Below are 12898 nucleotides of genomic sequence, written 5' to 3' on the forward strand. Positions count from 1 at the left end.
GCTACCGGGTGGAGCCCGACTGCTAGCGTCCGGTGTCAGTCCGCCCTGTCCGTGGGCGAGCCGGGCCGTGGTCGTAGGGCGGCTCCTCGGGTGGGAGGACGCCCTCCCGATGGCGGTCCCCGGCCCGTGCACGACGAGCGGAGCTGGACCTTCGACCGCGATCCGGGCGGGCTCGACCCCGTGCTCGCATCGAGCTGCTCCAGGAGGCCTACCTCGCGCGCGACCCGGATCACGACCGGCGCTGCGGCCTGCGCTCCAGGCATCAAGCTTGCGCCGACCGGCCTCCAGGCGGCTGCTGCTGAGCCATGCCGGGCCGAGCAGGTGCTGTGCCGGGTCTGAAGCCCTCCGCGCGCGCCGACTCAGTTGCCGACTCCGGGTGTGCCTGGTTTGTCCGGCGGCAGGGTGGGCAGCCGCGCCATGGAGGCACAAGCCCCGGGACGGAGGGCCAAGATGTCGACAAACATGCTTATAGCCGTGATCGTGGCCGCGGTGGTCGTGGTGGCCGTTCTCGCCACCATTCTGTGGTTCCTGGCCCGACGGCGCCACCTGCGCGACCGGTTCGGACCGGAATACGAGCGCACGGTCGAGGAGAAGGGCGGCACGATGGCCGCTGAACGCGAGCTCCGCGCCCGCGAGCAGCGGCACGACCAGCTCGACATCAAGGAACTCCCCGCCGACCGGCAGCGCCAGTACACCGAGGACTGGAGCGGCCTCCAGGAACACTTCGTGGACCGCCCTGCGGACGCCGTAGACAAGGCCGACGACCTGGTGTCGAGGCTGATGACGGAGCGCGGCTACCCGACCGAGGGATACCGGGGAGCGGTCCGAGACCTGTCGGTCGAGCACAGCCGCACGTTGGAGCACTACCGAGCCGCACACGACGTGAGAGCGCGGAGCGCGAAGGGACAGGCGACGACGGAGGAGCTGCGCGGGGCGATGGTGCACTACCGCGCCCTGTTCGAGGAACTGCTCACTGATCAGAGGAGCCGGTGACATGCAGACCCACGACGAGAACCAGGAGACCTCATCCGCCCTGACCACGGAGGACCTCGCACGCTCGGACCCGGCAGGCGACGACGAACGGACGGCGGCGGTCTACCCGGGCGAGGCGACCGGAGATGCCACGCTCGGCGAGTCCTCCACGGATCGGGACGACACGGCCGCTCCGGACCTGCCGGCAGAGTCGGATGCCGAAAGCGACGAGCAGTCGCTGCTCGCCCCGGAGGAGGCGGAACGCTACCGCACGGCGTGGAGTGAGATCCAGGCCCAATTCGTCGACGACCCGCGGCAGGCGGTGACATCGGCGGACACCCTGGTGGCCGAGGTCATGCAGAGCCTCGCCGGCACCTTCGCCACGCACAAGAAGGAACTGGAGGGGCAGTGGCGCGGGGGCGGCGACGTGGCGACGGAGGATCTGCGGCTCGCGCTCCAGCACTACCGCTCGTTCTTCAACCGCCTGCTGAAGACCTGAGCGCAGCGCAAGCGTACGCAAGCCCCGCAGTTCGACCCGCCGGTGTCGCACCGGCGGGTGCGGCGCGGTTGTCGACACGTGGATCCTGACGCTGCCTCTCGGGAGGCTGGGGAAAGGCTCCGTGCGGCAGGAAGGCGGCCCCGGCGGCTACCCGGTTCGCAGACGGGCAGCCGTCGCCGGGACGCGTAAGGTCCGGTGCCGTCACCCATACTGCCGTCGGCCTCCGACCGCGTGCCCCACCCCGCTCTGAGCCGGTCCACGTCTCTCCGAGACACATGCGAACAGCCTGCTTCGGGCGCCGGAAGGCGGGCAGCCGCACAGGTGCCGAAGCTCCGGCCTCGAAAAGGAGCTCGCCAAGGCGGGAAAGGCCAAGGGGAAGACGGGACAGGGCATCGGCAGCGGCTCCATGAGGGCGTCGTCCAGGCGCCCACCAGGGCGGCGGGTAGGCATCCGGATGCTCTCCCCGCAATACGGCCGTGCCGTCGGGGCCTCAGCCCGGACCGCCGGGGCCCGTTTGGCCCGCTTGCAGTTCCCCACTTGGTTGCGCGCGCATCGAAGGCCGCAGTTGTTCGTCTGTGCGGAGCTCGGGGTTGAGGAACACCGGTGCGGGCGGGGAGGGGTTCAGCGGCGGTGGGTGGCTGTCGCGATGTGGACGAACGAGGGGATGAGAGGGTTCGTGTCGCCCTCGTTCCACGCCACCACCACGCGGCTGGGCGCCATGTCGGTCAGCGGTACTGCTGTCAGCCCCTCGGGCATGTCGTGTCCGAGGGGGGTGATGCCGACCGTGCCGTTCCAGAGCACGGCCTGCCGACACTCCTGGACGGCCCTCACCGTAGGTCCCTCGCGCGTCTCGCCGCCGGTCCAGTACGCCCCCCACAGCGGGTCGGTGCCGTCCGGGAAGTGGAACCAGCGCCGGTCGGCCAGGTCGGCCAGTTCCAGGCGCGTGCGGGAGGCGAGCGGGTCGTCGGTGCGCAGCACCGCGCCGACCGGGTCGGTGCGTAGGTGGCGTACGGTCAGGCCGGTTTCGTCGAAGGGGGCGCGGGTGAGGGCGATGTCGACCTGTGCGGTGCGCAGTCCGCAGGTGGGGTCGGTGAGGTCGGTCTCGCGGATGTGGACCTCGATGTCCGGGTGTCGTTTGCGGTAGGCGTTGGCCAGGTGGAGGGCATTGAGGTCGGTGCCGTCGCCGAGGAGGCCCACGGTGATGGCGGTGGAGCCGGATTCGGCGGCGATGCGTGCGCGGATCCGGTCGGTGTGGTCGAGCAGGGTGCGGGCTTCGTCGAGCAGTACGGTTCCGGCGGGGGTGAGGGTGACGCCCTGGGCCGAGCGGTGGAGCAGGGTGGCGCCGAGGTCGGTCTCCAGCTGCTTGATCGCCCGGCTGAGTGGGGGCTGGCTCATGTGCAGTCGGGCGGCGGCCCGGCCGAAGTGGAGTTCTTCGGCGACCGCGACGAAATAGCGCAATGTCCGCAGCTCCATGCTGCAACGATACCCGCACGGTATCGGGCGCGAGCGAATCGGTCTTGGACGGCCGGGGTACAGGGGCGGTGGAATCGAAGCATGAACGACACACTGCTTCCCGACCCCGCCGTCCATGTGGCCGGCGCCCAGGAGATCGCCCCCGACCTGCTGGTGGTCCCGGACCGCGGGATCCCGCTGGTCCCCAACATCGGCATCGTCGGCGGCACCGAGGCCGTCCTCGTCGTCGACACCGGCATGGGCACCGCCAACGCCGAGCAGGTCCTCGCCCTGGCGTCCGAGGTCGCCAAGGGGCGCCGCCTGTACCTGACCACCACGCACTACCACCCCGAGCACGCCTTCGGCGCGCACGTCTTCGACGGCCACGCCACCTACCTCGCCAACCGTGCCCAGGCCGAGGACCTGGCGGTGAAGGGAGCGGGCTACCTGGAGATGTTCCGCGGCTTCGGTGCGCCGGTCGCCGACCGCCTCGACACCAGCGTCCGCGTCGCCGCCCCCGATGTGGTCTACGACGGCGGATACGACCTGGACCTCGGCGGCCGCACCGTACGGCTGCGGCCGACCGGCCGGGGCCACACCAAGGGCGACCAGGTGATCGAGGTACCCGATGCCGGCGTGCTGTTCACCGGCGACCTGGCCGAGAGCGGGCAGTTCGCAATCTTCCCCTGGTTCCCGCCGCACGACACCGACGTCTCCGGCACCGGCTGGCTGACGGTGATGGAAAGCCTGTCGGCCGACGGGCACCGCACGGTGGTCCCCGGCCACGGCGCCGTCGGCGGCCCGCAGATCCTCGCCGACATCCGCGACTACCTGCGCGAGCTGCGCGACGAGACCTGGCGTCGCCGCGACTCCGCGATGGGCGAGAGCGAGATCGTGGCCGAGGTCCGGGCCCTGATGATCGAACGGCACCCGGAGTGGGCCGGACAGGAGTGGATCGACAAGGGCGTTGGATGCCTGTGCACCGAACACCCCACCGTCGCGGACCAGGGCCCGACAGGCTGAGGCACGGCCTGGGTGCGGCCGCAGGCGACGCCCTGGGCGAGGTTCTCCGCCCACGGTCGGAGGGGAGGCCGGGCGGGGTTGCAGACACGAGCGCGGCGGTCAGATGGAGAGGTACGCGCATGCGCGCGTGACCTGAGCATGACCGCAAGCTCGCGTCCGAGATGCCGTCCGGTTCGCGCAAGCCGTATCAGATCGAGGCCGTGGCGTTCCGCTCCCCGGCGGACCGGGCCGCGAACGCCACCCGCCGGTGTGCCCGCCACAGCATCAGCCGGGCCGCGAACGGGTGGAAGGGGCGTACCAGTGCGAAGTAGAGCCTGCCGCGCGTGTTGTGGACCCGTACGGCGGAGGACAGGGTGACCGCGTCCTCGTCGAACAGGAGGGAGGTGCGGTAGTCCAGGTGGGAGGCGTCTTCGCCGAGCATCAGCTCGTGCTCGGCCGTGCCCTGGACTGCGGCGGGCAGGACGTGCCGCCAGGCGCCGGGATTGCGGTCCATGCCGGGCTTCAGCGGCATGCGCCAGGCGTCAGTGAAGTCGGGCCGCTCGACGGCGTCGTGGAGCAGGCGGGCGTCGTCGGGGACGGGGACGGCGGTCGGCCGCGCCCAGAAGATGCGGTTGAGCAGCAGTGCGCGGGGCGTCCGGCGGGCCGGCGGGTGGGGCAGGCGGCCGAGGGCGGCCCGCTCCGCGTTGTCGAAGGTCTCCTCGACCATCGTGTCGTGCACGGGCTGGATCGCCAGCTTCCACAGGGCGAACGCCCCGGCGCCCATGGTCAGTTCGAGGACGTGGACGACGCGGCAGCTGTCCGGGCCCAGGGGTTCGACGTCGAACCGGTGGTGGCCCTCGCCGATGCCGGGATCGGTGGTGTCGAACCGTACGGACCGCCCCGGCTCGTAGGCGGCGACCCGGTAACGGACCCGGCCGTGGCCGCCGTCGGCGCCGACGGCGAGCGGACGGTCGAGGACCATCGCGGGCCAGACCGGGGTGGGGAAGAGGGGGTCGTCCGGCGTGGCGAGCCGGTCGACAAGGGCGCCGACGGTCTCGGCCGGGGCCTGGACGATTCTCTGGTGGATGTTGCGAACCGTGCGCGTGCGACGCATAACCGCACCTCCATACGGGAGCGTATGTTTCAACCGTACGGTACCGTACGGAGCCATGCACGAGACCCCGCCCCCCACGGAACGGCGCACCCGCAAACGCCTCACCGCCGACGACTGGGCGGACGCCGCCCTCGCCGCGCTCGCCGAACGCGGCCTCGCCGCGGTCGCGGTGGAACCCCTCGCGACCCGCCTGGGAACGACCAAGGGCAGCTTCTACTGGCACTTCTCCAACCGTGACGCGCTCGTCGAGGCAGCCCTCGCCCGCTGGGAGGAGTTGTCCACCGAGCGGATCATCAGCGCCATGGAGGCCGCCGAACCCGACCCTGCGGCCCGCCTCGGCGCCCTCCTGCGCGCCGCGACCGCCTCCGCCGCCGAGGGCCCCCTGGAGGTGCGGCTGCTCGCCGCGAGCGACCACCCCATGGTCACGGCGGCGCTCGCCCGCGTCACCGAGCGCCGGGTCGGCTATCTCGCCCACCTCTTCGAACTGCTCGGCTTCCCGCCCCCCGAGGCCCGCCGCCGCGGCATCCTCGCCTACACCAGCTACGTGGGCCACGCCCAGCTGGCACACGCCGTCCCCGGCTCGGTGCCGACCGACCCCGCCTACCTGGCCACGGTGACGGCCGCGCTGGTCACGCGCTGACCCGGGCCGCCCGCCGCGACCGTACTGCAGCGCCGCACCCGTCACCGGAGCGCCCACGTCCTCCCACCCTGGCCCGTGTTTCGGCGGACGGCCGCCCTTGGAGCCGTAGACCCGCGGCGGCTTCGGTGGCCGCACAACGCGGTCGCCCCGGATCCGCCTGACCAGCTCGACGGGCAGGTCTCAGCACCCAAGCCAGGCGCGTGACGGCGTATCCGGCATCGGTCACGACGACGATGTCGGGCTCACCCGGCCGCTACTGGCCCGCCGCGATGAGCCGTTCGACGACGTCGCGGAGCCATGCAGCGGCCACCGCCGCCGCCGCTGGCGGCGTCGTCGGCCGGGCCGTGTCCGATGTGCGAAACGCCAACGGCGAAACCGGTACGTGCGCGAGCCGCCGACCGGTGCGTCGGGGACGAGCGAAACGGTGTTGCCCGCGGCATCGACGTAGGCGACCGCGGGCCACGCGCCGCCGGGGCCGCGACGCCACCACAGCTACCCACGCATCGTCAAACGCGCCCGCCACAACTCCTACCGAGTGAAGAGGACGACGGACTTCGGCACCCGCCACACCGGGTCACCCATCCTCAAATGCGCCTCACTCGGCGCCCCTCTGCACGATGGGGCGATCCGGAACAGGAACTCAGGAAAGTGTCTGGAAATCTTGTCCTGGCAAACCGGCAACGGAGCTCTTGCCGGACAGTGGGAGTGTCATTCTGGAGCCAACCAGAAGTGGGCCACACCCGCAGTGTGAAAAGGCCGAGCCCACGCTCAAACACCGCATCGCCCGTGAGCCGCTCCACAGCAACCCGCACGGCATCGAACAACCGCCCCTCCACACCGTATTGCGCCAAGCCGCAGGCTCGCCCAGAACGCTCCAGCCGTCCGCGCGCCTGGCCCAGGACCGGCGGGAGGGCCGCTTCTTCGACCTGATCGACACCGTCCGCGAAGTCCATGTCCCGCCGGCCTGGCCGGACATGGACGCGTTCGTCGCCGAGATGCCCGGCTGGTTCCGCCTGGACCGTTCCGCAGGCCAGAAGCGGGCCCTGTACTCGGCCGCGGAGAAGGACGCCCTCCGACAGCAGGTGACCGGCTGGCTCGACACCGCCCCGCTCCTGGCCGGCGCACCCATCCCGAACCTGTGGGCCGCACCGGGCCGCTGGCCTACCGGCGGGGCTGCTGCTCGGCTACTTGGACCGGAACGCCGCGGGCGTACTGCGACCACATCATCGGCTTCTCCGGGGTCTCTACCTGCAGACTTGACTCACGCCGGGCGTACTCGGCGACGGCGGCGAACAGCTCGGTCTGTTGCTGCGGTGACAGGCGGCCCCACCACGCCCGCGCCTTCTCCAGCGCCTGGCGCACTCTCATCCCGCTCGGCCTGCTCGCGGGCCAGACGCGCCTCACCCTCCCCCTCTCCTGCTCCCGGCGCGCATCCTCCTCCGCCCACCGCCGCCGTGCCTCCTCGGGCCCGCCGTCACGGGATTCGCGTGGCCAGGCCGTCGCAGAGGAGGCGGACGCTGAGCAGGAACTTCTCGTCCTCCCCGTAGGCCGAGGCCGCGGCCACCGTCAGGGGGAAGCGGGCCACGAGCGCGGCGCCCTCCTCCGGGCCAACGGCCGCCGCCGGTGACTCGCTCTGCTCCTGGAGTACGAACCCCGTGACGTGGCTGAGCAGCGCGTCCGCGCCGACCGCCGCCGGCCCGTCCGGGACGCCTGCCGCGCGCAGGGTCTCCAGCAGCCGTTCCATCACCGACAGCGCCCCCGTACTGAGCACCTTCGGGCTGTCGGCGAACATCACCGCGCCACCGGCGTGCCGGCGGATGCAGGTGCGCAGGGTGAGGGCCTGGGCCTCCACCCGCTCCTGCCAGCCCGCGCCGGGCTCCAGCGTGTCCAGTGCGGCGGTGCCCGCGTCGTAGGCCTGCCGGGCCACCCGGTCCGCCATCAGCTGGACCAGGACGGCCTTGCTGGGCACGTGGTAGTAGAGGCTGCCCGCCTTCGCGTCGAGCCGCAGCGCCACCCGCCGCATGGACAGGCCCTGGTATCCGGACTCGGCGAACTCCGCCATGCCCGCGTCGATGATGCGTTCCCTCGTCAGCTTCACGAGGAACAGCCTACGCCCATTTTCTAACAGTGTTTGAAAGTCGGCCTCGGTCGCGCTACTGTCGTCCTACGACGACCGAAGGGGGGTGGCGGCGATGGGCGCACTGGTGTTCAACGTGACCACGGCGGCACTGATGGTGATGATGTTCAACGGGGGCCTGGACCTGCTCGGCCGGGACACGCTGCGCGGCCGCCGCGTCCCCTGGGCGGCGGTGGGCCTGACCGTCCTCGCCCTCGCCGGGGTCGCCACGCAGCTGCTCTGGTCCGGCGCCATGGACGCCCTCGACGACGACCCCGCCAAAACGGGGTGGTGGCGGGTCGTCACCGCCGTCTTCATGCAGAACGGCGGCCTCCTCGGCGGCGCCTGGAACATCGCCACCCTCGCCGCCGTCGCCGCGCTCGCCGACTGGTACTGGGGCGGGCCCCGCACCCTCGTCCTGTTCCTCGCGGGCATCCTGCTGCCCGAGCACATCGACATGCTGATCGGCCTCGGCGGCCACCACAGCACCGACCCCCGTAACTTCGCCGGCAGCTCGGGCGCCACCTACTTCCTCGGCGCCACCCTCGCCGCCGCCCTCCTGCAGCGCGCCCTGCGCGCACACCGCGCCGGGATCCCCGGGAGCCACGCCAAGGAGCTGCTGCTCGCCGCCGGGGTCCCCGTGCTCGGCCTCGTGCTCTGGTTCGCCCAGGCCAACGGCCACGGCCTGGTCTCCTGCTACGGCTTCGTCCTCGGCGCCCTCGCCCTGTGCCTGCCGGGCCGCCCCGCGGACGGCCCGGCCGCCGTCCCCGCTCAGCCCTCGGCCAGCGTCTCCAGCTGAGCCTCGAACCAGGCCGCCGGCGGCAGCGCCGTAGCTGCGAAGGCAGTCCGGGTCGACTGGTGGGCGGTGCACACCACCCCGGACGGCCGCCGCTCGCCGCCCTCGCCCCTCTCGTCCCGGGACAGGACCGGGTGCTGCTGGCCGAGGTGGGGCGGATCGCCCGGTCGTCCCGGGCCGCGGTGGTGAACTGGCGCCGCCGGCACGCGACTTCCCCCCCGTTGTGTTTTTCGCGGTCCTGCAATGGGGCTGCTGGCCTCCGGGCCCGGTATGACTGTGTCCCCTCTGTCGAACGGATGACCTGGGGGGGTGTCGCCAGGTCCGTGGGGTGCCGTCGGAGTCGCTGATGAGAGACCCGGCCACCGCCCGGCCTGGCGCAATGCCGGACAGAAAAGCGGGCGGCAGGTCTGCATAACGTGGATGCGCGAGCACGGTGCCATTGCCGAGGCCGGCAGGAGCAACCACCTGGGAGGGGTGCGATGTTAGACACCGATGGCGTGGGCGTCTTCCTCGGGATGGACGTCGGCAAGTCCGTCCATCATGGCCACGGGCTGACCCCGGCGGGCAAGAAGGTCTTCGACAAGCCGATGCCCAACAGCGAACCGAAACTGCGGGCCGTCTTCGACAAACTCAAGGCCAAGTTCGGCACCGTGCTGGTGATCGTGGACCAGCCCGCCTCGATCGGTGCCCTGCCACTGACCGTCGCCCGGGACGCGGGCTGCCAGGTCGCCTACCTGCCCGGACTCGCCATGCGGCGGATCGCCGATCTCTATCCGGGCGAGGCGAAAACCGATGCGAAGGACGCCGCGGTGATCGCGGACGCGGCCCGGACGGTGCCCCACATCCTGCGCTCGCTGGAGCTGACCGACGAGATCACCGCCGAGCTCACGGTGCTGACCGGCTTCGACCAGGACCTCGCGGCCGAGGCCACCCGCACCAGCAACCGGATACGCGGCCTGCTCACCCAGTTCCACCCCAGCCTCGAGCGGGTCCTGGGACCGCGGCTGGACCACCCGGCCGTCACCTGGCTCCTCGAGCGCTACGGATCTCCCAGCGCTCTGCGGAAAGCCGGCCGCCGCCGGCTCGTCGAGCTGATCCGGCCCAAGGCTCCGCGGATGGCTCAGAGGCTGATCGATGACGTCTTCGGCGCCCTCGACGAGCAGACCGTCATCGTTCCCGGCACGGGCACCCTCGACATCGTGATCCCATCTCTGGCCGCCTCGCTCGCCGCAGTCCATGGCCGGCGCCGGCCGGCGGCACGGATGTGCTCCCGGAGTTCGACCGGCCCGCCGTCGTCGCCTGGCTCCTGGCCAACGACAGGATCGAAGTGCCCACGGAAGCGCCGGTCGCCTCGCTGGTGTTGGTCGCAGGCGGGGGCGGCACGCACCGGTTCCGGCTCGAGGACCCGTGGCTGGTCCTGGCCGAGGACGCCGCGGGGGAAGACCGGTGCTGGCGGAGCGCGTGGGTATCACGCCCGCCAACCTGGCGGTACTGAAGAACGGCCGTGCCGAGGCGGTGCGCTTCGCGACGCTCGCAGCGCTCTGCGAGGTGCTCGAAATGCCGGCCGGGCGACCTGCTGCGCTGGGAGGCCGGCGGCGCAGCGGCGGATGACCTCCTCGGCGCCGAAGGGCATCGCGCGGCACCACCGCGCCGTGACGGTTCACGGCGCCGTGAACCCCCGTCCTTCCACCTCGGGAGGACGGGGGTTCGCCGCTGGGCGGACATGGGGAACGCGGAGGCCGCCGCTCGTGGGGCGGCGGTCTCCGGGAGCGGGGGTGCGGTCAGGCGCGGACACCGATGACGGTCTTGCCGCGGGCACCGCCTCGCTCGACCTTCTGCAGGGCCTCGGAGGCCTCGTCGAGCGGGAAGACCGTTTCGAGGATCGGCCGGAGCTGCCCGGACTCCACGAGGCCGGCGAGGTGGGCCAGCTGCTCGCCGTGCGGGCGCATGTAGAAGCTGAGGGCGCGGACGTTCCACTGGGCCTGCTTGGCCTCGGCGTCCGGGATGGGGACGATCGAGACCAGCGTGCCGCCGGGCTTGAGCACGCCGAAGGACCGTTCCTGGGTCTCGCCGCCGATGGTGTCGAGGACGACGTCCACGTCGGAGACGATCTCGTCGAACTTCTCGGCGCGGTAGTCGATCACCCGGTCGGCACCGAGCTCGCGGACCAGTTCCACGCTGCCGGCGCTGGCGGTGGCCACGACCTCGGCGCCGAGCTGCTTGGCGATCTGGACGGCTGCGGAGCCCACGCCGCCGGCGGCGCCGTGGATGAGCACGCGCGTCCCGGCCCGTACGTCGGCCTGCTCGGTCAGGGCCTGGAGGGCGGTGAGCGCGACCAGGGGCAGCGAGGCGGCCTCCTCGAACGTCAGGCCGGACGGCTTGGTGGCGACCAGCGACTGGTCCACGGCGACGTACTCGGCGAAGGCGCCGCCCACGCGGGGGTCGACGCGGGCGAAGACCTCGTCGCCCACCGCGAAGCGGGTGACCTCGCCGCCGACCTCGGCCACCACGCCGGCGAGCTCGTTGCCGATGACCAGCGGACCGGTCGGCGCACCCGCGCTCAGGAAGCCCTTGACGATCAGGTGGTCCACCGGATTGACCCCGGCCGCGCGGACCTCGATGAGCACGTCGCGGGGGCCGACGGCGGGGACGGGCACGTCGGTGACACGCACGACGTCGCGGACCTGGCCGTACTGGTCGATGACTGCTGCCTTCATGGGACGCTCCTTGATCAAGTCTGCGAGGGGTGGGGTGGGGCTGGGGGGAGGGGGGGATCAGGCAGTGGTCGCGGGGCTGCGGTCGGCCGCGGCCCTCTCCAGGGCATCGAGCAGGGCCTCGGGGTTCTGGGCGCCCTGGAGCACGAACGTGCCGTCGATCACGAAGGTGGGGACCGCCGTGACGCCGAGAGCGGTGGCTTCGGCGAGCTCGGCGCGGACTTCGTCCGCTCCCTCGGACGAGGCGAGGAAGGCCAGCGCGGCGGCGCGGTCGAGGCCGGCCGCCTCGGCGAGCCCCGCGAGGGCCTCGCGGTCGCCGAGGTTCCCGCCGTCGGTGAAGTAGTGCGCCAGCAGGCGCTCCTTCACCTCGGCCTGGCGCCCGTGCCGCCGGGCGAACCAGAGCAGGCGGTGCGCCTGGTAGGTGTTGGTGGCCAAGGCGTCGTCCATCCGGAACGTGATCCCCTCGGCGGACGCAGCACTGGTCAGCGGGCCGAAGATGGTCGCGGCGGGGCGACCGAACTTGCGCTCGTAGATGTGTGCGGACGGCTCCGTCGTCTCGGGCGCCGCGGGGTTGAGCTGGAACGGCCGATAGACGACGTCGACATTCGCCGCCTCCGGGAAGGCGGCCAGGGCCTTCTCGAAGCGGCGCTTGCCGATGTAGCACCACGGACACACCAGGTCCGAATAGATCTCGACCTTCACGACGCTCGCTCCTGACGGATCGGTCTCACGGGTGGGCCCGGCTCCGCTTCGGGAGTTCCGGACCGCTCGTTCCATAACGTAGCCGATTTTGGAACGAGCGGTCAACCACGTGCTGCCCCAGCCGCCGACCTTCGCTACCGTGGGGGCATGGCGAGACCACGCACGTTCGACGAAGAGGCGATCCTGGACCGGGCGATGATCCTGTTCTGGCGCAAGGGCTACGAGGCGACCGCGATGAGCGACCTCGTGGAGGAGCTGGGGCTGGGCCGCGGATCGATCTATGCGGCGTTCGGGGACAAGCACCAGCTGTTCATCCGGGCGCTCGGCCGCTACCTGGACCACCAGACCCGGCTGCTCGGCACCGCGCTCGACGACAAGAGTCCGGCGCTGCCCCAGCTGCGGGACGTCCTGGGCCGGCTCCTCGCCGCCGACGCGGCCTCCGGCAACGCAGGGTGCTTCAGCGTCAACAGCATCGCCGAACTGCTGCCGCGCGACGAGGAGGTCGCCCAGCTGGCCCGGCGGAACCTCCGGTACGCCGAGGAGGCGTTCACCGCGCAGCTGGAGCGGGCTGCGCGGGACGGGGAGCTCGCTCCGGCCGTCACCCCGCCGCAAGGCGCTCGGCTGCTGCTCAACCTGGTGCAGGGCCTGCAGATCATGCGGAAGGTCGACCCCGACCCGGCCCGCGCCGCGGACTGCCTGGACTCCACCTTCGCCCTCCTGCAGCGCCCCCTCGACACCGCGGAGGTACCCGGCGACGGCCCGGTCATGGCCGCAGCGGCGCCATGACCCAGGCCGGGGGGAGCCGGCCCGCCACCGCCCCGGGGCGACGGCCCGGGCCGGTGGCATCGCGCCCGCGGTGCGGCGGCTACGCGATCCCGGGGGATCTGCCGT

General features: G+C 72.1%; 14 protein-coding genes and 2 pseudogenes. 9 read left to right on the forward strand and 7 right to left on the reverse strand.

Annotation, left to right across the window (positions count from 1 at the left end):
• Positions 1-450 precede the first annotated feature (450 nt).
• Together OG299_RS38360 and OG299_RS38365 are read left to right on the forward strand one after the other, a co-directional pair.
• Positions 451-993: a hypothetical protein gene (locus OG299_RS38360; RefSeq protein WP_266637749.1), complete on the forward strand. Its 543-nt coding sequence runs from the start codon at positions 451-453 to the stop codon at positions 991-993.
• Position 994: 1 nt separating this feature from the next.
• Positions 995-1471: a hypothetical protein gene (locus OG299_RS38365; RefSeq protein ID WP_327364127.1), complete on the forward strand. Its 477-nt coding sequence runs from the start codon at positions 995-997 to the stop codon at positions 1469-1471.
• A 621-nt stretch (positions 1472-2092) separates the two neighbouring features.
• Here the strand turns inward: OG299_RS38365 and OG299_RS38370 are convergent.
• The gene (locus OG299_RS38370; protein ID WP_327364128.1) at positions 2093-2944 is read right to left on the reverse strand and encodes a LysR family transcriptional regulator; all 852 of its coding nucleotides are present in this window, start codon (positions 2942-2944) and stop codon (positions 2093-2095) included.
• 81 nt (positions 2945-3025) lie between these two features.
• Between OG299_RS38370 and OG299_RS38375 the strand changes: the two genes are divergently transcribed.
• Entirely contained in the window at positions 3026-3946 is a 921-nt protein-coding gene (locus OG299_RS38375; RefSeq protein WP_266637752.1) for an MBL fold metallo-hydrolase, read from the forward strand.
• A 187-nt stretch (positions 3947-4133) separates the two neighbouring features.
• On the opposite strand, the gene OG299_RS38380 is transcribed toward OG299_RS38375, so the two are convergent.
• A complete protein-coding gene (locus tag OG299_RS38380) occupies positions 4134-5039 on the reverse strand; it encodes a DUF2867 domain-containing protein (RefSeq protein WP_327364129.1) in 906 nt (301 codons plus the stop codon).
• Positions 5040-5094: 55 nt separating this feature from the next.
• Here OG299_RS38380 and OG299_RS38385 point away from each other — a divergent pair, with 55 nt between their 5' ends.
• Positions 5095-5679: a TetR/AcrR family transcriptional regulator gene (locus OG299_RS38385; protein WP_327364130.1), complete on the forward strand. Its 585-nt coding sequence runs from the start codon at positions 5095-5097 to the stop codon at positions 5677-5679.
• 535 nt (positions 5680-6214) lie between these two features.
• Positions 6215-6430 (forward strand): RICIN domain-containing protein, encoded by a 216-nt coding sequence (locus tag OG299_RS42875; protein ID WP_353962828.1) that lies wholly within the window; start codon positions 6215-6217, stop codon positions 6428-6430.
• A gap of 410 nt (positions 6431-6840) precedes the next feature.
• Here the strand turns inward: OG299_RS42875 and OG299_RS38395 are convergent, their stop codons facing one another.
• Positions 6841-7047: a hypothetical protein gene (locus OG299_RS38395; RefSeq protein WP_327364131.1), complete on the reverse strand. Its 207-nt coding sequence runs from the start codon at positions 7045-7047 to the stop codon at positions 6841-6843.
• Positions 7048-7153: 106 nt separating this feature from the next.
• Positions 7154-7777 carry a TetR/AcrR family transcriptional regulator gene (locus OG299_RS38400; protein WP_327364132.1) on the reverse strand — a complete coding sequence of 208 codons (624 nt, stop codon included), beginning with the start codon at positions 7775-7777 and terminating at the stop codon, positions 7154-7156.
• 94 nt (positions 7778-7871) lie between these two features.
• Between OG299_RS38400 and OG299_RS38405 the strand changes: the two genes are divergently transcribed.
• The gene (locus OG299_RS38405; RefSeq protein ID WP_327364133.1) at positions 7872-8594 is read left to right on the forward strand and encodes a hypothetical protein; all 723 of its coding nucleotides are present in this window, start codon (positions 7872-7874) and stop codon (positions 8592-8594) included.
• Here OG299_RS38405 and OG299_RS38410 read toward each other — a convergent pair.
• Entirely contained in the window at positions 8567-8797 is a 231-nt protein-coding gene (locus tag OG299_RS38410; RefSeq protein WP_327364134.1) for a hypothetical protein, read from the reverse strand. The genes OG299_RS38405 and OG299_RS38410 overlap by 28 nt on opposite strands.
• A 273-nt stretch (positions 8798-9070) precedes the next feature.
• On the opposite strand from OG299_RS38410, the pseudogene OG299_RS38415 reads away from it, so the two are divergent.
• Together OG299_RS38415 and OG299_RS38420 are read left to right on the forward strand one after the other, a co-directional pair.
• Positions 9071-9889: pseudogene (locus tag OG299_RS38415) on the forward strand (IS110 family transposase); the annotation flags it as partial.
• A gap of 109 nt (positions 9890-9998) precedes the next feature.
• Positions 9999-10203: pseudogene (locus OG299_RS38420) on the forward strand (helix-turn-helix domain-containing protein); the annotation flags it as partial.
• 169 nt (positions 10204-10372) lie between these two features.
• Here OG299_RS38420 and OG299_RS38425 read toward each other — a convergent pair.
• Positions 10373-11308 carry an NADP-dependent oxidoreductase gene (locus OG299_RS38425; RefSeq protein ID WP_327364135.1) on the reverse strand — a complete coding sequence of 312 codons (936 nt, stop codon included), beginning with the start codon at positions 11306-11308 and terminating at the stop codon, positions 10373-10375.
• Between the two features lie 57 nt (positions 11309-11365).
• Positions 11366-12007 (reverse strand): DsbA family oxidoreductase, encoded by a 642-nt coding sequence (locus OG299_RS38430; protein WP_327364136.1) that lies wholly within the window; start codon positions 12005-12007, stop codon positions 11366-11368.
• Positions 12008-12154: 147 nt separating this feature from the next.
• Between OG299_RS38430 and OG299_RS38435 the strand changes: the two genes are divergently transcribed.
• Positions 12155-12793 (forward strand): TetR/AcrR family transcriptional regulator, encoded by a 639-nt coding sequence (locus tag OG299_RS38435; RefSeq protein WP_327364137.1) that lies wholly within the window; start codon positions 12155-12157, stop codon positions 12791-12793.
• Positions 12794-12898: the final 105 nt, after the last annotated feature.

It is taken from the genome of Streptomyces sp. NBC_01296 (assembly GCF_035984415.1).
Lineage (GTDB): Bacteria > Actinomycetota > Actinomycetes > Streptomycetales > Streptomycetaceae > Streptomyces.